Genomic DNA, 20,006 nt, shown 5'->3' with positions numbered 1-20,006 from the left:
ATCCTACGACCGTTAAAATCAGCGGGTAACTCAGATTTCAACTAGTCTCTGGCTAGTTGCTGCAGCTGGCTACTCGAGTCGATGGGAACAAGCCTGAACTCGAAATTTATGGGCTGTGCCTGGATACGATAAGCTTGATGGACTTGTCTGCCCCATGAGGTATCTCCGCCTACACCCATCTGTTTATAATCGATATTCCAGGTCACATAGTCTCTAATCGGGATCTCGGCGCCATGGTTCTGAGTGACAGGGACTAAGCCCGAAGCCGAGCTTTGAGCATCACCGGATCTAAAGTCGATATCGGTCTGAGAGAAGGGCCATAGGCTGGTTTGTAACTCTTTGGCCGCGACGGCCATTAAGCCTGTGCCTTCACTATTGGTTACAGCAGCATATCGCACCTGAGTTCGCTGGCCTGTCTCTTGGGGGCGAGAGTAGCGGTGATATAGCTTCTCGATAGGCAATTGGTACCAACCCAATGGATTCCCAGTGGATCTGTCTGCATAGGTTTCTTCTGGGCCGCGACCGAAGTAACTCATAAATCGTCGATCGAAAGGCAGTCGAGTGCTAAAGCCAAACCTGGGAAGATCTGGTAGTGCCTTGTCACCGGGTTTAAATTGACTCTTTATCACTAGCTCACCCTTGTTATTGAGCCGGTAGAGGCTGACTAAACTAAAGCCGAGTGTTGGATGGACTTGGGTGACCCTAAGACGCTTATTGTTAACTTTTTCGATAGATTCAAGTTCAAGCTCAGTGGCCGCGTCCTGCCAAACACCACCCCACTTCGGCAGACCATTACCCAGATCATTATCTGTCGGTGCACGCCAGAAGTTTGCCATTAAAGGAGCGGTTATCTGAGATTCTCCGCCTGTGTTAACTTGGGTTAGCCAACCAGTATCTTTCGAGATGGCGTAGCTGTTTTTATTCATACTTAGTAGCCATAAATCATCTGTTTCGCTAATACGACTGCTTTGGCTGAACTTGGTTATCGCAGGAGAGGCTAGCTGGATCTCAAATTGTTCGAAGGCCAAGCTGTGACCCGAGGGCAACATGGGTTGTGGGCTATCGACCAGTGCGGTGACCAGCAGATGATAGTCGTAGTGTTTATTAAGCTTCTGTGCCTGCTGAGATTCGAGTTTGAATTTGATCGTTTTACTCTCTCCGGCTGGAATTAGCGGCATCTTAATTTGGCGAGTGAAGATCGATACACCATCTTGTTGCAGTGACCAACTTAGCGCCAGACCCGATGTGTCTTTGAAGTCGTATTTATTACTCAGGGTCAAGCTTATTTCGGCACCATCTATCTGGAAACTGCTGAATCCAATAGGCTGATACACCTTCTTTACTTGGCTCAGGTGTGGATGAGGGTTACGGTCGGGATCCACTAGGCCATTATTGAGGAAGTTGCCATCGGTAGGCATATCTGGTTCATAGTCCTTGCCGTAGGCCCAATATCTTTGGCCTTTATCATTGGTGAAGGCCAGAGATTGATCGACCCAATCCCAGATAAATCCACCTTGCAGGTTAGGGTAGCGCTCGATGACGTCCCAGTAATCTTGTAAATTACCCACCGAATTACCCATGGCATGGGCATATTCGATCATGATCAGTGGTCTGTCGCTATTATTCTTAGCATATTTTTCTATGCGTTCGATGGACGGATACATGGGGGCCACTATGTCGGTATAGGCCTCAGTACCTGCCGGTTCATACTGGACCGGGCGGCTGGGATCTCGTTGTTTTACCCAGTGGTAAAGAGACTCGAATAACTTGCCTTCACCCGCCTCGTTGCCCAATGACCAGATGATGATAGAGGCATGATTCTTGTCGCGCTCCAGCATACGTTCGACCCTAGCTTGGTGGGCCGGCAGCCAGCTCATCTCATTGCCGAGTTGAGTCTTTTCATCGATTGCCAATGGATGGGATTCGATATTGGCTTCATCGATAATATACATGCCATATTTGTCGGCGAGTTGTAGCCAATAGGGATCGTTAGGGTAGTGACTCGAGCGCACGGCGTTGATGTTACTTTGCTTCATCAAGCGTATATCTTTTTCCATGCTCTCACGGCTAACCACATGACCAGTCATTGGATCGGTTTCGTGGCGGTCGACACCGCGTATTGTGATGGCCTTGTTGTTGACGAGTAGCTGACCGCCTCTTATCTCGATACGGCGAAAGCCTATTTTCTGACTACTGGATTGGAGTAATGCGCCATCCTGGTCTCTTAGGTTGACGATAAGCTGATACAGTTCTGGTGTCTCGGCGCTCCACAGTTGAGGATGCTTGAGTGTAAACTTGAACTGCTCATCTCTCTCTCCGTTTAAGCTGAGTGATTTCGCCCCTTTAGCGATGTCACTGCCAGCGGGAGAGACGATTCGGTAATCCAAAGAGACCTTCTGCTCTTTATTGTGATTCTTTAGCTTGAGTGTCAGCGTCATATCGGCGCGGTTAAGATCGTTGTTGAGTTTATAGCTTGCATCGATATCGACAATTCGCTGCGGCTCGGTGGCGTAGAGATAAACATCTCTCTCTATGCCACTCATACGCAGCATATCTTGGCTTTCAAGATAACTGGCATCACTCCAGCGGATGATCTTCATGGCGATCAGGTTGTTACCCGCTTTCAAATAATCAGAGATATCAAACTCGGCTGGGGTCTTGGCGCCTTGACTGTAGCCCACCTCCTTGCCGTTGACGAACAAGGTGAAGGAAGATCGCGCCGCGCCAACATGGAAGAAGACCTGCTTGGCGTTCCAGTTTTCCGGCAAGGTGATTTCCCGTCGATAGCTGCCTGTGGGGTTGTGATCTGTTGGCGCATTTGGCCAGGTCGTAGTGAAGGGGTAGCGTTCATCTAAGTAGATGGCATGGCCATAGCCCTGAGTTTCCCAGTTGCCGGGAACTGCAATTGTGCTCCAGCCTGACTCATCGAAGGAGGCGCTGGCAAAGTCGGACGGCGCAGACTTAGGGTTTTTGGCGTAATGAAAGTGCCAGATCCCGTTAAGATCCAAAAAGTTGCTACTGTTACGATACTCATCTTTAGTGGCCTTGCTGACCGAGCTGTATGGAAAAAAGCTGGCGTGGGGGGCTTCTTTATTCACTTCAAAGATGGTGTGGTCTTGCCAACGATCGGCAGCCAAGGCGAGCTGGGCGGGAAGACTCAAACAGATAAGGCAGGCGGTTATCAGCTGAGTTAACTTGTTTTTCTTAGCTCGGTAAGACGTTAACTCTTCCGGCATTAATGCGTTAGGTATCAAGGCTAATCTTCCTTTGTTATTGTTATCTTCATAATATTGATTTTGTTGATTAATTTTTATTTCTGGGCATTCATTTCCTGCTCCATACGATAGCAATATGTTGTAGATCCGGGCTGATAGCTATTCTTGAGGCGTGAACGTGTTGCTCTGATGGCTGCGGTAAAGTAGCGACGGCTTGCCAAGGGTTATCAGCTTTACTCTTTGCTGATGCTGATGCTGATGCTGATGGCCAGGCCCTGAGGTGGTTCTTATCTATGTTGAAGATCCAGCCGTTATTGCTCCAGGCGTAATCTTCGCTGCCATTATCGACGGAGATCAGAGGTGTGTGACTGCCGGAAAGGGGGTCGAAACGCTTGATGACACGGTCGCCATCTTGTTGCTTATGCAGGTAGCTGAAAGCTTTATCGTTGGGAATTACATGTATGCTGCGTCCGGCGTTTGCCACCACAAAATGGCGTTCATCGGCGCCGGATATCGACTCATCAGACAAGGAACTGGCTTCGAAATAGAGGCTATATGCATAACGTGCCCAGAGTAAGGTGCCGAACTCGGGATGCTGAGCATAGTAGCCCGTTGGGATCATGCTATTGATGGCGCGAGCTCTGGGTTTGTTGGCCTCTTGCTGCCAAACACTCTGGTGGGGCACGCCTTGTTCGACGATATAACGAATTCCATCTGCGGTTGCTGATGATTCTTTACCTGACAGCTTATACGTGAGTGGCTGGGGTGAGTATTCGCTCTCATCTGGTGTAAACGTCAGTTGCTTTATCTGAGTTGCAGCGTTTTTATCTAAGTAGTATCGAAAGATGTCGTTGTGCTCAGCGCCCCGATCCGATGCAAACACCAGACTCTGGCTATCGGCGCTAAATGCGGGCTGATTGTCATAGCCGTCTCGATTCGATACCTGCTTGGGGGCGCCGAGCAGCCAGCTGGCAGTTTGCTTATTCAGCTGGAGAGGATAGATCCAAATATCATAGCCTGCGGCGATTGAAGGAGAGGTGACTAAGGTGAATAGTGTAATTAAGACACAGAGCCGAGTTTGAAACAGCAGACTAGACCGCTTCCTCAGGCTAGAGGAATTAGCGCGCCGTGGAGCGGTTATATTACTTTGGGTTAAGTCTGTATTGGCTTGGTTCACAGCAAGGTATTTCCCATCTTATGCAGATAGGAAATACCATACTAGATTGTTAGGATAATGTATACAATATCGGTTTTTCTTGAGTGTACATTAAGCCTTATTCTTTATCTCTTCGGCGTTAGACCGAGCGACATGGGACTCTGGAAGCAGGTCGTTGACCACGTGATCGACAAAACCGGCACCGGCGGCTTCATAGAGGTTATAGATACTGTGGACACCAGATTCCTTTAAAGACTCCCCATCTTCAGTATATTGAACGATGGCACTTAGCTTGCCCTTGTAATCTAGCCTGCGTAGCTGTTCGGCAGCAAACAAGTTACCTATATGGTGAGGCATGGCTAGCAGTACCAGGTCGAGATTGGGAGCATGTTCGAGTTTCTCCCAAAAATCGGTATCTGAGGCATCTCCCTGAACCACGTGACGTCCTTTGCCTTTATGATAATCGACCAGATCCTGTTTATGTTCTATGCCTAAGATCTCGCCGTCGAACTTGGCTGCTAATTCATCATAGGCACCACTGCCTATTCGTCCCATCCCTAAGATTAAAAAGCGGGGGTTGCCTACTGGGATCTGACGATCTTCAGGGTGAAGAGGATGCTTTTCAAGCTGCTGTAATCGGCTTTGGTATTTCTGATATAGACGACTGGAAATTGCATTCAAAGGTGCCGCCAACAGGAAGCTGATGCTCAAGGCGACAGCCAAGATCACCATCCATTGTGGGGGCAGCCAGCCCTTGCTGGTGGCTACCGCCGCGACGATCAAGCCAAACTCACTATAGTTACCTAAGTTAAATGAGGTCATGAGTGAGGTACGGGATCTGAGTTTGAAACGGGTCAGAAGATAGAGAAACAGGCCTATCTTCAATGGGATCACTAACACTAAGATGGTCGCCAGACCTATGTCTGAGACGCTAGGCAGGCCGTTGAGACCGACAGTCAGGAAGAAGGCAACCAGGAAGAGTTCCTTGAAATAGAACAGGGACTTTGCCAGCTCAGAAGACTTGGGGTGACCGGCGAGTAAGATGCCAATGATCAGGGCGCCTAGGTCGGGTTTAAGGCCGACAGCTTCAAATAACCAACCACCGAGAACCAGAGCCATGACCAGGCCAAACAGTACTAAGAGTTCACCGTGGCCGACACGGTCGAAAGCCTTGTAGATTAGCGGCTTAGCAAAGGGAAGTAGGAGTAAACCAAAGGCCCACACCGAGGGGATATCCCCCTTTGATATCGTCAGGAAGGCGACTGCGAAGATATCCTGCATGATGAGAATACCTATGGCGACTCGTCCATAGAGAGACTGCATGTCACCCTTATCTTCCAGCACTTTTACCGCAAAGATGGTACTGGAGAAGCTCAAGGCGAAGGCTAGCAGGGCTAGCTGATTGAAATCCAGGCCGGTGAGTTGATCTAGCCCTATCATGCCTAAGAGCTTAAGCAGCGGGATAAAAAATAGCATGGATCCCATCATGTGTAGGCTGGAACCTGCCCAAACCTCGGCTTTAAACAGGCTCCTGATGTCTAACTTCAGGCCGATGGCGAAAAGCAGCAGGGTGACACCTAATTCGGCAAGTTGCTCTAATAGGGGCAGGCTGGATTCATCTATGCCAAACAGAAATAGTACAAAACCCGCAACGAGATAGCCTATTAAAGGCGGCAGTCCGACTCGGCTGACAAGCATGCCACAGGCCAGAGTGATGATTAAGATGGCGGGTTCCATGTTTCTCCTGAACGAGTTTGAGTTAACTACCTCTTATTGTATAAGAATTTGATGAAGTTTAAATGAATATTATGCCAAAGAAGAACAACCTAGATCCTAAGATCTAGGTTGTAGGACCCGTATCACTGGTTCAAGAGTAGATCTAAGTGCTTAGAAAACGCTGCAGGCTTCATAAAACCTGTGACTCTTAAGTCGTCCCGGCTTTGGCCCGATGCGTCAAACATCAGTAGCGTAGGTAGGCCGAGCACATCATAGTGTTCCAGCAGTTCAATATCGATATCATCATTCTTAGTGACGTCAGCCTGAAGGAATACCAAGTTAGCCAGACGGGCCTGAACTTGAGGATCTTTGAAGGTGATGGCTTCAAATTCCTTGCAGGCTACACACCAATCGGCATAGAGGTCTAACATCACAGGCTTGCCCTGAGCCGCGGCTTTTGCTACTTCGGCGTTTAAGTCATCCAGCGACTTGATGCGCTTGTGAGATATATGTTGCTCTGAGATAGCTGATGCGCCTGGGGCTTGATGACCCAAGTGAGTCATCACAGCCTGAAAGCCGTAAGAGAAGCTGGCAAGTAGTATCAAGGTCAGCAGAACTGAACGGGTCGTTTGCTTCCAGTTAAACTCGGTGAGCTTGTTTTGGTGCATCAGGTAGCCGACTAAGGTGACTCCCCAGATAGACCAGAAGATATCTGAAACCAGTCCCGGCCAGATTCGACCTATCATGACGATAGAAACGGCGATGAGCAGGAAGCCAAAGACGGTCTTGATGACATCCATCCAGTGACCGGCTCTTGGCAGTAACTTACCGCCTGATGTACCTATGATCAGCAGAGGTAAGCCCATGCCCATGCTTAACACATAGAGGGCCAGGAAGCCTTGCAGCAGATCTCCGGTCTGTGCCACATACACAAGTGCGCCGGATAGGGGGGCGGTAGTACAAGGCGAGGCAACCAGGCCTGAGATAACTCCCATCATGAAGACGCCAATCACATTGCCGCCTTTCTGGTTATTGGAGAACTTGTTCATCTTCTCCTGCCATTTGGACGGCAGTTTTAGCTCATAGAGGCCAAACATCGATAGGCTAAGGACGAAGAACAAGATGGCCAACACTATCAGTACCACTGGGTGTTGCAGCGCGGCCTGATACTTCATTCCCGCCGAGGCGACGACGAGTCCGAGCAATGAGTAAGTGATCGCCATGCCCTGGACGTAGACCATTGACAGGCTGAAGGCCTTGGCCGTAGACAGTTTCTTGCCTTGACCGACTATGATCCCGGATAGGATAGGGTACATGGGGAACACGCAAGGGGTCAGTGCCAAGCCGATACCGAGCCCGAAGAAGATGACGAGAGTCCACAACAGACTGTCACCGGACAACATCTGGCTTAGGCTATCTTGCTGGGTGATCGGAGCCTGGGCGATTGTCGAGTCGGCAATGACTTGCGTATCAACAAGTTTCTCACCTGTGGGAAGCTCGCCGGTGAGTAAACCGTCATTGGCTACGACCTTACTGAGTAAGGCGGTTTTCTTGGTCGGAGGGAAACATAGCTTGCCTTCGGCACAACCCATAAATGTGACGTTAACTGTGCCGCCTTCATTAGCCTCTCGGATGGCAATGGGGATCTCAACATAAGAGTAATAGACCTCTTGCTTGCCAAAATAGTCATCTGTGTGATCTTTTCCCTGTGGAATCGATATCTCACCCAATGTTGCACCATCGGCTTCAAATTTGAGCTTGTCGCGGTACATGTAATAACCATCGGCAATGACCCAACTGACGGTGAGCCGCTCATCTTCTTGTTTGAAATCGAAGACGAAGGCTTCATTCACAGGCATCAACTTAGGTTCACCTTTGAGGAAGTCGAACTTATTGTTGCTGAAGATCCCCTCGCTGTAAGCTAACGGCGTTAACAGCAGGGAAGTAAAGATTAATGAAATAGCTAAGGTGACTAATTTTTTCATGGTTGCGTGGTTTCTTTTTTTCATTTAAAACAGACGGTTAATTTTGGCTGAACATTCCGAGCCTCAATAAAGGGCCCCTGAGCTTGCACATAGTATCAAGTTTCACGGATCCAATCTAAGTAGGCTGGTAAGCCCCCAGTGATCGCAAGTGTGATTAGCTCGGGTACTTGGTAGGGATGAAGTGCTTGAATCTTTGCTTCCAGAGTCGAATAGTTTTTGGATAAACATTTGATCTGCAGTGAAAACTCTTGTTCCTGACAGACGCTCCCTTCCCACCGATAGATAGATGTCACCGGAGATGATATCTGTATACAGGCGGCAATATTGTCCTCTACTAAAACCTTAGCCAGTTGAGTGGCCGATTCTTGAGTGGGGCATGTGGTCATGACTAACAGCAATTCATCTTGCATCTTTCAGTGGATCTCCCATCGAAAATCAGAACTGGTTTAAGGAACATTGGTGAGCTGAGTGTGTTCAAATCCAATAAAACCTAACTAGAACTCAGTAAAACGTCGTACTCTAACGTGTTTCAGTCGCTTATACGTCATACTTTACGTTTATTAAAGCCTGCTTGCATTATGGCATTGCTAAAATAGTGAGCTTTACCTAGGTTAAGTCTTCAACTCGATTGCAAATTGACTCATACTCGTATTCAATGCCCATTTTATGAGTAGACTATTTGCCATGGTTATCCCCATGTCTTATTTCAGTCTTACTTGAAAATAGACCTGCAAACCCCCATTTAGGTTTCATATTGGGTAAAATAATGTTTATTCATCGTCAGGATTTGTGAGGTCAGTGTGTTTTTTCTTTTATTAGTTATTTTCGTTCTGGTGCCAGTCATTGAACTGAATGTACTGATCAGTGTGGGCGAATCTTTAGGTAGCTGGACTACCGTAGGTTTGGTCTTCTTTACTGCTATCGTCGGTGTCTCTTTGGTCCGCAGTCAAGGCATAAGTACCTTAATGCAGGTACAGCAGAAGCTGTCACGAGGCGAGGCTCCAGGGCAAGAGATCGTCGAAGGTATGATGTTGGCGGTCGCCGGTTTACTCCTATTGATCCCTGGGTTCGTTACCGATTTTATCGGTTTGGTGCTCTTAACGCCCTTCACTCGTATTCCTGTCGCCGGTTTTCTCTATAAACGTATGCAGGTGAAAGTTGCCGCCAATGGTGGGTTTCAAGCAGGCTTTGGTTCGGGTGGTCCAAATCAAGGCGGCAATCCATTCGGTAATCAAGGCCAAGGTCCTAGTCAGGGCAGAAACCCCGAAGGTGGCGATACCTTCGATGGGGATTTCGAAAATAAACCCGATCCTAGTGACAAGCGTCCCGAGATTCATCATATCCAGGATGGCAAAGATGAAAATAAGGAAGATAAGAAGTAGCAATTAAGTTGCGTCGTCTTAGCTTTTTCAACTTATCTCTTTCGGATTCTTCGGATAAAAATACTCTTCCCTGCTATTTATGTGGCTAAATTTTCGCGTATTCTTGTAGGGGAGTTTCATAAACCCAGATACGCCTTTCCCCTGGATCTTACCCACATGACTCAATATTCTGTTTAAGCTGGCGCGAAATGCCGCCTGTTTTCTGGGATTGAGCAATCTTAAATAGCTGTGGATCTTCATATGATTAGGTAGCACCTCGAAGATGATGCAACCTGTGTGGTGGATCTTATTTATCCAGGCCAGTTCGGTCATTATCTCGGGGGGAGTTCAAGGTTTTCGTCCGGATCCCGGCCATCTTCGAAATAGGAGTGCAGGCGAGACTTATCTTCCTGTGAGGGGGCGCTACCGACCTCGAATGGTAGTTGTTGCTCAGGGTCGATATCAAACGGTGTACTGGTGTCGTCACGTTCCAGGTGGAGTGTGTCTCGGGCATTGAAGAAACAAGCCTTGAAGACACCAATGCGGCGAATGCCTCTGGCCAGAGTCACCATGTTATTAACGGCTAATATTAGTGCTTGTTTCTCATCGGCGTTGTAGAGAGCCAGATTTGAGTCAACAAAAATGCCGGTTTCTCGCCAATGGATAGCTAAGCCTCCAACAATTGAGTATTGACTTAAGCGGCCAACGGCAGCGATAAAGCCTTTCTCTGTGTCTCCCATGCCCGCCATGAAATTACGGTAATATTTTTCCAGTTGCAGGTCGTCTATCTTCTCGATGGGATCTTCCGTGTTGTGCTCCTTAAGGAATGACTTCCTGGAGCTATAGATCACCGTTTCTACATCTCGGCCTTTAGAGAGCTCCCAGATAGGTATCTCTTCAATTAGTGCAGGATTTTGGATATCTGGCAGATGCAGTCTATGACTATGAAGCATACTCTTGAGGAAGTAATTACCAGCACGCTTACGCTGCTCGGGATCATCACTGAGCATGCCGTCTAAGGTTCTGGCCAGCTCTACCGGGAGGCCGATTGAGGTGGCTTTTATGACCTTGCTGCCAAAACGGCTGGATTGTCCGGATGCGATGGCATAAAGGGTCGCCGCAACACCTTGCTCATCGAAGCGAGTACTGGACAGTGCACCACTCAGCTGCTCTTCGCCGATAAAATAGACATCGCCCATTCTGGCGTTGGTATGCTGATGATCACTGGAGAGCAGGTCCATGACGTTACCATTGACCGGATTCCCTTGAGCGTCTCGTTGGGCGAACACGGCCGAGCCCCAATCTATGAGGGATAGGTGATTATTTTTGACATCATAGACTAAATTCGAAGGCTTGATATCACCGTGAACTAAGGGTCGGCCATGATGAAGATACTGAAGTACATGAGCAAGCTGCCTAGCGATACTCATCACCATATGAGCGGGTAATGCACCTCGTTTGAGACAGAGTTGTTCCAGATCTTCTCCCGGAGCTCTGGCCATGACTAATATTCCTTGCTGACCGGCATGGGCAAACTTGATGGCGGGTGGGACATTAGGATGCTTGACCTGAGCCAGCATGAAGGCTTCCTCTTCCAGCCTGTCTTGCACATTCTGTGGCAAGGTGACCCGAGAGAATTTAAACACATGGGACTCACCCTGAGGGTTTATCCCTGCAAACACGAAACCGTAGGCACCTTTACCCACTAGCTCCAGGTCGACATACCCCAATTTTCCCAACTGTTGCTTACATAACCTTATCCAAGCTCTGTGCTTTCGCGCATCGTTTGCCTTGAGTAGATAGATGGATTGCTCTTCAGATATATAGAAGTGCTGCAGTTGAGGAGTGGGTTCAGGAGTCGTCTGTTTTGATGTGGCCATTGAGGAAGATAATGCTCATTCGCTGAAGTAAGATCGAGAGTCAGTATAGATCTAATGTTACATAAAATGCGAGGCTCATAGCTATCAGTCAGGTAATCCATGAAAGCCGATTTTTAACATACGGTGTAACCCGATATCTTGAAATTGTTTCTCTAGGTAGATTTTTGTCTCCTATGGCATTTTTTCGAGGCCGTTATTGACCTAAATCAATTCAGCTTTAAACCTTGGGATGTAATCTTTTAATTAACAGGCAAGGAGTCGCTTGCACTAAGAAATTAGCCTCAAGCCTTGTTGCGAGGCATCATTGAAGAGGAGGGCATATGCCGGAGATGGATAAGGCCCAATTAATTGAATTACTGGAATTTCCCAGAAAACGCATCTTACAATCTATGGAGCTGAACGCTTGCCCCCATGCTGGATTTTTCAATACCAGCGATGAGCAATGTCTCAATTGCCATCAAGGCATGGAATGCACATGGATGAATCATAATGATGAATTGGTCGCGGTTGAGCAGAAGTCGGCGAAAGAGATTAAGCAGCAGTTGCTTATCGCCGTCGATTTTATCGACTCTAATCTCACGCCGCATCATCTGTCGAGACGAAACTGCGAATGTGATAATTGTTCTTGGCTGAGGAAGACGCAACAACTGTTGGCGATAGATTATACTGACTAATCTATCGGGGTGATCTGGCCTATTGCTTGAGTCTTACTTCCCTTGTTACTCAAGCTATACTCGTAAGCCCTGAAGTTAGACATTTAAGCTAGGCTTTACACACGAGCTGAATTCCTATTAGAGTATCGACCAATGATAGCTCCTGCTCTTCAACCCTTGAGTACTTATTCGTACCAGGCTGAAGGTAGATTAATACAATTGGTATAATAGGACAGGTATATGGAACCCGGTTTTTGGCATGACAAGTGGGATGCAAAGCATCTAGGTTTTCACTTGGGTGAGGTCAATGTATTATTGATAAAATACTGGCCAGAATTAGCTTTAGACAATGATAGCTCTGGCTGTGACATCAATGTGTTTGTTCCCCTGTGTGGTAAGTCCCTCGATATGTGTTACTTAGCCGATCGGGGCCACAATGTACTTGGTTGTGAGTTGAGTCAAAAGGCGGTCGAGCAGTTTTTCTCTGAAAATAACTTGCCTCACCAAATTGAGCCGTTAGAGCCCATTAATAAGTTTACCACCGAGCAGGTGACCATTTTGCAAGGTGATCTATTCAGCTTAGCTCCCGAGCAGTTTTCCGAAATAAATGCATTCTATGATCGCGCCGCATTAATCGCTTGGCCCGAGTCTATGCGCCTTGCCTATGTCGAGCAGATCTCCGCACTCATACCGCCCAAGAGTATCGGCTTGTTGATCACCTTAGATTATCCCCAAGAGGCGCTTAAAGGCCCACCATTTGCTGTATCTGAAGATTGGGTGATGACGAATATGTCAGATGCATTCGAGATCGAGTTGCTCAGCTGTGGTGATGCACTGATGGATAATCAAAGATTCGTGAACAAGGGCGTACCTTGGCTGAGTGAATCGGTTTATAAGCTTAAAAGAAGGTCATAGAACCTAGGGACTAGGTAGAGCAAAGACGACGGCTGTGCCTATTCGACGGCATTGCCTGATTATCTAGATGACAATTCTTTCTAACAACCCAAAGGGCATCGTCTTGGCTTTCCCAGCGAAGCGTCGATTAGCCATGGAATAGCGTCGTTTTGGCTTTTATCCCCTTATTTTAAGCATTAAAAAGCGACCATCAGGTCGCTTTTTCTTGCTAAATTCGCGAAGCGAAATTAGAAGTTGTAACGTACACCGACTGTGAATATGTTGTCGTCTTCTAGATCGATTTTCATACCACCAACTTTATGGTCACCTTCGTACATAGCGTAGTGGCCATATAACAGAGTCGACTTAGCAACCTTGTAGTCGGCACCGATAGTGATCACCTGAACATTGGCGTCAGAACCTTGGATATCAGTGATGTTATTGTAATACTTACCGAAACCAGCTTCATCTTTACCGTATTCAGCTTTTAGGTTAACGCCGTTTAGGTTGTAAGATACGTTGACGAAGTAAGAGTTACCTTCTTGATCTGGATTTGTCTGGCTTTCTGTATTTTGGAACAGACCGCCTAATTTGAAGTCACCTAGCTTAACTTGACCAACGGCGCGGTAAGCATCTATGCCACCGATAGTATTATAAGCTATAGCAGCATAATAGCTTTGTGCTTTTAGCTTCTTATCACCGATAGTCGCACTGAGTGCGTACTGGTCTTCGTAAGAATCTTTACCGTCAGCATCTGTATAGTTGTCTTCCATTAGGTAAGTGGCGTTCAACGTGACCAGACCGGCGATTTTTGGAGAGTAGTACCAGATACCATCGGCAGCACGAGTCTGACCACCAACTAGACGGTCGATATCTGCGTTGCTGTTACCGAATAGATCGACTCCGCCTTCGGCTTGTTTGAATACTGTATCGTTACGACCGACAAGTACTGTACCGCCTTCGGTTCTAAGGCCTAGGAAAGTATTACGGGCCTTAAATACATCTTTATTTGTAGAAGTGTTCTCAACCTGGAATTCCATTTGATAAATGACGTCGAAACCTTTAGCGATAGTCTCGCTACCTTTGACACCCACGTGTGAGAAGTTAGTTTCCAGTACTGTACCGTCTTTACCTTCTTGAGTGGTAGCGCCTGTATCTGAGTTAGTGACAGATAGATCTAGACGACCATAGAAGTTAGGTCCCTCGGCTAGTGCGCCGAATGATGCCAGAGTTAAAATCGATGCAACAGATGCAGATATTAGAGTTTTTTTCATGTTTAAGTGCTCCCAAGAACCTAGGTTCTTTTCCATTTTATAATGGTTATTTATGGTTTATTGCTCTTGCTGCAAGGGTCCATCCTTGCAGCAAACATGGGGCCGAATTTTACAGTTTTATGTCAATAAAATTGTGGACTAGATCAAAGTTTTACAGTCAAAGGATTGGTTCAATAAGAATTAGTGTCAAATTTGACCTTTTAGCTTGTATTTCGTCCAGATGCTGGAAATATAGCAATATTATCACCGCTTAATGTGTGCTATATGTTTCAAGTTTAATTTAGCCTAAACTTCATAAGCTAATGCTAAAACAGTAACCTAATTGAAAAAACTTGTCATTAAAGTGTTGGGAAAGTAAGCGGTTACTGCTATGGAAGGTATCTAGAGGCTACTGGAACGTGAGCCAGATTGTGTTTTTTTGTGGGCGGAATGTCGGCTTGTATTACTAATTTAAGTATAAAAAAGACGACTCAAAAGTCGCCTCTCTTGGAGGTAAAGCTCCTGACTGGGATTAGAAGTCGAAGCGCATACCTATAGTGAATAGTTCATCGCTTAGATCGTGTGTTGCAGTGCTGTTTAGCTTTAAATCGCCATCATATTTAGTGTAATGACCATAGATCAGTGTGCTCTTACTTAAGCGATAATCGGCACCGACACTGAATTGTTGTAGATCGACATCAGAAACTTGTTCTAAGCTTCCATCACTATTACCTATAGAGCGGCTAACGAACTTACCTAGACCTGAATTATCATTACCATACATGGCTTTTAGCTTAAGATTACCTATTACGTAAGCGGCATTCACAAAGTAAGTGTCACCTTCAAGCTGCGCTAGTTTGTCATCCAGGCTTTCGGTGTTTTGGTAGAAACCACCCAAGATCAGATTGCCAAATCTGACTTGCGCGACACCTCGGTAAGCTTTAACGTCATCTATACCGTCATTATATGCCGCAGCAAGATAGTAGTTTTGCGCTTTTAGTGCCTTGTCACCTAAGGTTGCACTTAATGCATACATGTTGTCAGGTGCGATACGTTCTTCATCGTCGTAAGTAACATAGTTATCTTCAACAAGGTAAGTTACGTTTAGTGTCACCAGATCGGCAATTTTAGGTGAATAGTAAGTGATACCATCGGCTGTACGAGATTGACCCGCAGCCAGGAGATCGATATCTGAGTTGGTGTTACCGAAGAGGTCGAAGCCACCTTCAGATGCTTTAAATACCGTATCGTTACGGCCTATTAATGCTGTACCAGCGACAGTTCTTAAGCCTAGATATGTATTACGTGCTGCGAACGTATCACCTGAGTTATCGAAGTTACTCACACCAAATTCCATCTGGTAGATAACTTCCAGATCATCATTGATTCTTTCTGTGCCCTTAACCCCTAACCAAGAGAAGTTATTTTCAATAATGGTGCCATCTTTCTGATTTTGGGTCGCAATACCTGTGTCAGAGTGAGTAAAAGCAAGATCGGCACGGCCATAAAAATTTGGGCCGTCTGCAAGTGCAGAAAAAGAAGTGATCGCTAGAGTCGATAAAATTGTGGCGGACAGAACAGTTTTCTTCATTTGGGTCTTCCTGTTGCTAGTTTTTATCATCAACCGAGGAGTTGATGAACATTTCATTAGGTTCTAGATTCAAAACTTATAGGGGTGACAATACGGTTAAATATGACGCTGACATTCTGTATGTTTCGAACTGATTCTGTCATAAATAAGGAACTAACCTATGAGATGCTGGTCACACTTGGTGGATCTTCCGCTCTCTGCATCACGTTATTTCACAAGGATTTATTCTCATACATTTAACTTGGTAACAATGAAAGGATAGCTTTTTCTGAACTGTAATAATTGATGAATCCTATTAACTGGCGTGTCTATTTTTCACACCTGTGGTTCAAGCCTTCACTTGAATAAGACAGGAATTTTTAGTCTTTATTTATCAAATGAGATAATATCTGCCGACTCATACCTTTATGGCGTGAATACTCTATTTTCAGCACTATACTATCTGAGTGGAAAGGTGTGAGTGAGATAGGGGGAGTTACGCAGTCTAATTCTGCAAGTTATCATTTATTTTTGTTTGGAGATTTCGTTGGATAATCAAGTGCTTTCAGAAGCGTATCTTAATCGATTTGCCGGTATTGCTCGTCTATACGGTCAGAAGGCATTAACGCTATTTTCTCAATCTCATGTTGCTGTTGTAGGCATCGGTGGTGTTGGCACTTGGGTTGCGGAGTCTTTGGCCAGGAGTGGTATAGGTGAAATTACTCTTATAGATCTTGATGATATTTGTGTCACTAATACCAATCGTCAAATCCATGCCTTGAAGCAGACCATAGGCGAGTCTAAAGTTGAAGTCATGGCTCAACGTATTCTGCAGATTAACCCTGAGTGCAAGGTGAATCAGGTAGAGGATTTCATCACTACAGACAATCTAGATGAATATTTTATTGGTAAGAAGTACGCCAAAGAAGATCAAACTGATGTTTTAGATTATGTTGTCGATTGTATAGATGCAGTGAAACCTAAAGCGGCGATGATAGCTTGGTGCAAGAGACAGAAGTTGCCTTTAGTTACTGTGGGCGGTGCGGGCGGGCAAATTGACCCGACGCAGGTTCAGATATCAGATCTCGCTAAGACATATCAAGACCCGCTGTTAGCTAAAGTACGTAATTTATTGAGACGTGAGTATAATTTTTCTAAAAATTTACAGCGTCGATTCAGTATCGAAGCCGTGTTTTCTACCGAGCAATTGGTGTATCCTCAGGCTGATGGTAGCGTTTGTAACAGCAAGGCAAATGTCGACGGCAGCATGCGCATGGACTGTGCCTCAGGCTTCGGCGCCGTGACTGTTGTTACCGGGACATTTGGTTTTGTCGCCGCGAGTAGAGTGTTGATAAAGCTTGCCAACAAGGCTAATAATCCTTCCTAGAACTTAGAACTGATTCAGCTGGCCGATTTGGAGGTATGTCCGCTAAGACTCATCGTCTGTTGAATCTTGTGTTATCGGGAAAGAGAGCAGGAAACAAGCGCCGCCGAGTTCACATTCGGGCTCAAACCTGATATTTCCTTTTAGTAATATAGCGGCATTATAAGCGGCTGAGAGTCCAAGTCCTGTTCCGCCTTCGTTACGTGAAGTCGTATAGAAGGGCTCAAAAATATGAGTTGCCGCATCTATAGAAATCCCTGAACCATTGTCTTGTATCGAGATATTGACATTATTCTCGACTAATTTCGCCCGGATAATAATGATGCTCTTATCCACCTTCTTAAATGCATGAGAATATGCGTTGGAGAGAATATTGGTGGTGATCTGCTTGAGTAGACTCAGGTTGGTTTTTATCTCTAATTCAGGGGAGAGATCAAACTGTACTTCAACCTGTTGTTTATCGAAGAGGATCTTCATGGATTCATGACTATCTATGAGAGCCTGCTTTAGATTGAACGTCTTCAATTCTTCCTGACTCTGCTGAGCAGCTACTGTCTTAAACTTCTGTATCAGGGTGCTAGCCTTAGTGATATTACTGACAATTAACTCACAGCTCTCCTGATACTCTTCTAATATGGTGTTAATCTCCTCTAAGGTGGTGTTCTCACCATGTATGAGTAAGAGTAACTCTTCGATATGCACAAGCTGAGAGGTTGCAGCTGTTAAACAGATCCCTATTGGGGTATTAATTTCGTGTGCTACTCCTGAGACTAAGCCTCCTAATGCTGCCATCTTTTCCTGTTCGACTAGTACCTCTTGAGCCCGTTTCAACACCAAGAGTGATTGTTCTAGTTCTTGAGTTCTCTCCTTTACTTGACTTGCCAATTCATCTTTATAGCTGGTTTCTAGGGCTAATAATCTTTCTCTATCGGTCAATGCATCTTGAAGATCCTGTTTCGATTTTTTGATGTCGGAAAATGAGGTTCTCAGTTGTTGTTGCATGGTATTAATCGCCGATGAGACTTGATGGAATTCGTCTCCCTTCTTATTGTTCTGATCGAATTTTAGCGGTTCAAAAGGACTATCTAGATCTAATCGCTGACAATAGAGGCTGAGCGTGTGTAGGTGCCTTGCGACCATGTGCCAGACTAAAAAGAGGATAAAACCTGCGACGATAAATGTTTTTATGGCATTAGAAAGTAAGATGATGATGGCTCTATCTAGCAGTTTTTCGTAAACGGCTTTAAGATCCGCTTGAACTAGTAAGGTACCAACGGCAATGCTGTCACTTCCCGAGCTATAGAAGAGTTCGAACGTTTTTTCTATGGTATTTTCAGGCGTTGGGGTACCCGAGGTCCAGACTTGGCCGCTATCATCGTTGATCGAAATATAGGTGATGTCGGGGAGCTGAATCAAGCCATTAAGTTGAGTGTTTATCAATCTTTCATCTATCACCCAAATACTAGCCGCTAACACATCCAAGTTAACTTTTTCGATACTGGTAAATTGGCGAGTGATACGATTGACATCGCCTTTATAGTCATTTACCAGTTGAAAACCTGTGGTGATCAAGGTGATTAATGAACTAAATAATATGATCGATATTGTTAGTTTTCGGCCTATCTGGCTTTTGATTAATCTGCTAGTAAAAGTATGCATGGATCCTTTTCTTGAGCATTGAAAGCTAAATCAGACTAGCTCACTTTCGCCTTCGAGTTATGTCAAAGTAAGCATCCCTCCATAAGCATAGTCTGCCAATCATCTATTGAGTGACTTAGTTGCTTAAAAATTAACAAAAAATCCCAAATGTTGGCAATCAATATTTCTAGTCAACTTGTGGCATTAATTTTGCTTTTAATTTGCTTAAGTACAGGTTTTTGACACTAGGTATCCTTATGCAGAAAATAAAGACACAGATATTTAAACCATCGGTCCCTAAACAGCTGATTTTCAGCTCTATGCTTTGGTTAGCTATTGTGAGTGGGGCCTTGTTATTCGCACCTGTTGGTATTTTGACGGCAGTGAACTTAGAAGCTGTGGTCAGTGCTAACTCTTCTTTCATAGGATTAGGTTTTATCATAGGTATCGCTTACTTGATTACTCAAGTGGTGAATTATTTCTTAGATGAGGCAATCGGTGCGTTAAAAGCAAAGCGGACTATTGAAGTCATCGAGGAGAAGGTGCGGCTCTTGGATCCGACTGAGCGCGCTCTTTTACGTGAGTTTTTCCTTCAGGGCGAGACTGTATTGACTCTACCTCAAAATGAACCAGCGGTTAAAAGTCTACTAACGACGAACATCATCGAGATGTTAGGTAATCAAAAGCATTATGCAATACAGGGATCTACTGCTGATTATAAGATTTCGATGCGTGCGAGAATTTATCTGAATCGACAAGTACTAAGATTGCCGGTTGGAGAGCCAAGTCAGGAAGAGATGGAAAACCTGATAAAAGCTAGACCAACTTTTGCTAATAATGTGACGGGACCAAGAAAGCACGCCGCCTAAATACCTAGTCAGGTTTAGATTTCTAAATATTATGCATCAGGTGTAAAAAAGTGGGAGCAATATGCCCCCACTGCATTAGGAAAACACCTGTTTAAGGTGCAAATCCATCTAAATCGTTTTTTGCTTATTCCGGCTTAGACTTTTGAATAAACATCCACATCAAGTAGCCCATGATGCCTATGGTGCAGAAAATAACGGTCATTGACATCAGTCCGATAGCGTTGCCAAACATCAAATCTAACCAGAAAGCCATAGTGAAATCCTCTTTCAAAAAATTATTTGTATTGCATATCCCTAAGCTAATCTTGTTTTGATGTGAGCTTGATGATCTTGATCAATAATCGCTCCGAATCATTATTAAATTACATTGTTTTTGTTAAAATTATGAGTTACATCTGCTTTTGCTTATTTAGTTTTCTCAGGGGAATCTAA

14 protein-coding genes and 1 pseudogene are annotated in these 20,006 nt (G+C 45.4%); 5 read left to right on the top strand and 10 right to left on the bottom strand.

The features are described 5' to 3' along the window. Positions 1-41 precede the first annotated feature (41 nt). The 5 genes from FM037_RS24095 to cutA form a co-directional block, all read right to left on the bottom strand. Positions 42-3,254, bottom strand: coding sequence for a glycoside hydrolase family 2 TIM barrel-domain containing protein (locus FM037_RS24095; protein ID WP_229381004.1), 3,213 nt, complete (start codon positions 3,252-3,254; stop codon positions 42-44). 70 nt (positions 3,255-3,324) lie between these two features. Continuing rightward, positions 3,325-4,392, bottom strand: coding sequence for a TolB family protein (locus tag FM037_RS24090; RefSeq protein ID WP_144048090.1), 1,068 nt, complete (start codon positions 4,390-4,392; stop codon positions 3,325-3,327). Positions 4,393-4,482: 90 nt separating this feature from the next. Further along, the gene (locus tag FM037_RS24085) at positions 4,483-6,108 is read right to left on the bottom strand and encodes a cation:proton antiporter family protein (RefSeq protein ID WP_144048089.1); all 1,626 of its coding nucleotides are present in this window, start codon (positions 6,106-6,108) and stop codon (positions 4,483-4,485) included. 122 nt (positions 6,109-6,230) lie between these two features. Continuing rightward, positions 6,231-8,072, bottom strand: a complete 1,842-nt coding sequence (locus FM037_RS24080) for a protein-disulfide reductase DsbD (RefSeq protein ID WP_144048088.1) — start codon at positions 8,070-8,072, stop codon at positions 6,231-6,233. A 95-nt stretch (positions 8,073-8,167) separates the two neighbouring features. Further along, the gene (gene cutA / locus FM037_RS24075) at positions 8,168-8,482 is read right to left on the bottom strand and encodes a divalent-cation tolerance protein CutA (RefSeq protein WP_144048087.1); all 315 of its coding nucleotides are present in this window, start codon (positions 8,480-8,482) and stop codon (positions 8,168-8,170) included. 390 nt (positions 8,483-8,872) lie between these two features. Between cutA and FM037_RS24070 the strand changes: the two genes are divergently transcribed. Then, complete coding sequence (locus FM037_RS24070; protein ID WP_144048086.1) at positions 8,873-9,454, top strand: FxsA family protein; 582 nt, start codon at positions 8,873-8,875, stop codon at positions 9,452-9,454. Between the two features lie 27 nt (positions 9,455-9,481). On the opposite strand, the pseudogene FM037_RS24065 reads toward FM037_RS24070, so the two are convergent. Next, positions 9,482-11,313, bottom strand: a pseudogene (locus FM037_RS24065) (protein kinase domain-containing protein). Positions 11,314-11,633: 320 nt separating this feature from the next. Between FM037_RS24065 and FM037_RS24060 the strand changes: the two are divergent. Both FM037_RS24060 and FM037_RS24055 read left to right on the top strand, forming a co-directional pair. Next, positions 11,634-11,987 (top strand): hypothetical protein, encoded by a 354-nt coding sequence (locus FM037_RS24060; RefSeq protein WP_144048085.1) that lies wholly within the window; start codon positions 11,634-11,636, stop codon positions 11,985-11,987. Between the two features lie 219 nt (positions 11,988-12,206). Next, the gene (locus tag FM037_RS24055) at positions 12,207-12,881 is read left to right on the top strand and encodes a thiopurine S-methyltransferase (RefSeq protein ID WP_144048084.1); all 675 of its coding nucleotides are present in this window, start codon (positions 12,207-12,209) and stop codon (positions 12,879-12,881) included. A 227-nt stretch (positions 12,882-13,108) separates the two neighbouring features. Here FM037_RS24055 and FM037_RS24050 read toward each other — a convergent pair whose 3' ends face one another. Both FM037_RS24050 and FM037_RS24045 read right to left on the bottom strand, forming a co-directional pair. Next, a complete protein-coding gene (locus FM037_RS24050) occupies positions 13,109-14,134 on the bottom strand; it encodes a porin (RefSeq protein ID WP_144048083.1) in 1,026 nt (341 codons plus the stop codon). Between the two features lie 511 nt (positions 14,135-14,645). Next, positions 14,646-15,704 (bottom strand): porin, encoded by a 1,059-nt coding sequence (locus tag FM037_RS24045; RefSeq protein ID WP_144048082.1) that lies wholly within the window; start codon positions 15,702-15,704, stop codon positions 14,646-14,648. A gap of 526 nt (positions 15,705-16,230) precedes the next feature. Here FM037_RS24045 and tcdA point away from each other — a divergent pair. Next, a complete protein-coding gene (gene tcdA, locus FM037_RS24040; protein ID WP_144048081.1) occupies positions 16,231-17,070 on the top strand; it encodes a tRNA cyclic N6-threonylcarbamoyladenosine(37) synthase TcdA in 840 nt (279 codons plus the stop codon). Positions 17,071-17,112: 42 nt separating this feature from the next. On the opposite strand, the gene FM037_RS24035 is transcribed toward tcdA, so the two are convergent. Then, positions 17,113-18,726, bottom strand: coding sequence for a sensor histidine kinase (locus tag FM037_RS24035; protein WP_144048080.1), 1,614 nt, complete (start codon positions 18,724-18,726; stop codon positions 17,113-17,115). A 236-nt stretch (positions 18,727-18,962) separates the two neighbouring features. Here FM037_RS24035 and FM037_RS24030 point away from each other — a divergent pair, with 236 nt between their 5' ends. Further along, positions 18,963-19,574, top strand: a complete 612-nt coding sequence (locus tag FM037_RS24030) for a superinfection exclusion B family protein (protein ID WP_144048079.1) — start codon at positions 18,963-18,965, stop codon at positions 19,572-19,574. A 124-nt stretch (positions 19,575-19,698) separates the two neighbouring features. Here the strand turns inward: FM037_RS24030 and FM037_RS24025 are convergent, their stop codons facing one another. After that, entirely contained in the window at positions 19,699-19,827 is a 129-nt protein-coding gene (locus tag FM037_RS24025) for a DUF3149 domain-containing protein (protein WP_144048078.1), read from the bottom strand. Positions 19,828-20,006 lie beyond the last annotated feature (179 nt).

This window comes from Shewanella psychropiezotolerans (assembly GCF_007197555.1).
Taxonomy (GTDB): domain Bacteria; phylum Pseudomonadota; class Gammaproteobacteria; order Enterobacterales; family Shewanellaceae; genus Shewanella; species Shewanella psychropiezotolerans.
The sequence above is the reverse complement of the archived record's forward strand: the minus strand, read 5'-3'. Positions and strand labels throughout refer to the sequence as shown.

Excerpts from the sequence above, each read along its gene's own strand:
- FM037_RS24085 (WP_144048089.1), bottom strand. The coding sequence starts at position 6,108 with ATGGAACCCGCCATCTTAATCATCACTCTGGCCTGTGGCATGCTTGTC.
- FM037_RS24080 (WP_144048088.1), bottom strand. The coding sequence starts at position 8,072 with ATGAAAAAATTAGTCACCTTAGCTATTTCATTAATCTTTACTTCCCTG.
- cutA (WP_144048087.1), bottom strand. The coding sequence starts at position 8,482 with ATGCAAGATGAATTGCTGTTAGTCATGACCACATGCCCCACTCAAGAA.
- FM037_RS24060 (WP_144048085.1), top strand. The coding sequence starts at position 11,634 with ATGCCGGAGATGGATAAGGCCCAATTAATTGAATTACTGGAATTTCCC.
- FM037_RS24055 (WP_144048084.1), top strand. The coding sequence starts at position 12,207 with ATGGAACCCGGTTTTTGGCATGACAAGTGGGATGCAAAGCATCTAGGT.
- FM037_RS24050 (WP_144048083.1), bottom strand. The coding sequence starts at position 14,134 with ATGAAAAAAACTCTAATATCTGCATCTGTTGCATCGATTTTAACTCTG.
- FM037_RS24045 (WP_144048082.1), bottom strand. The coding sequence starts at position 15,704 with ATGAAGAAAACTGTTCTGTCCGCCACAATTTTATCGACTCTAGCGATC.
- FM037_RS24035 (WP_144048080.1), bottom strand. The coding sequence starts at position 18,726 with ATGCATACTTTTACTAGCAGATTAATCAAAAGCCAGATAGGCCGAAAA.
- FM037_RS24030 (WP_144048079.1), top strand. The coding sequence starts at position 18,963 with ATGCAGAAAATAAAGACACAGATATTTAAACCATCGGTCCCTAAACAG.
- FM037_RS24025 (WP_144048078.1), bottom strand. The coding sequence starts at position 19,827 with ATGGCTTTCTGGTTAGATTTGATGTTTGGCAACGCTATCGGACTGATG.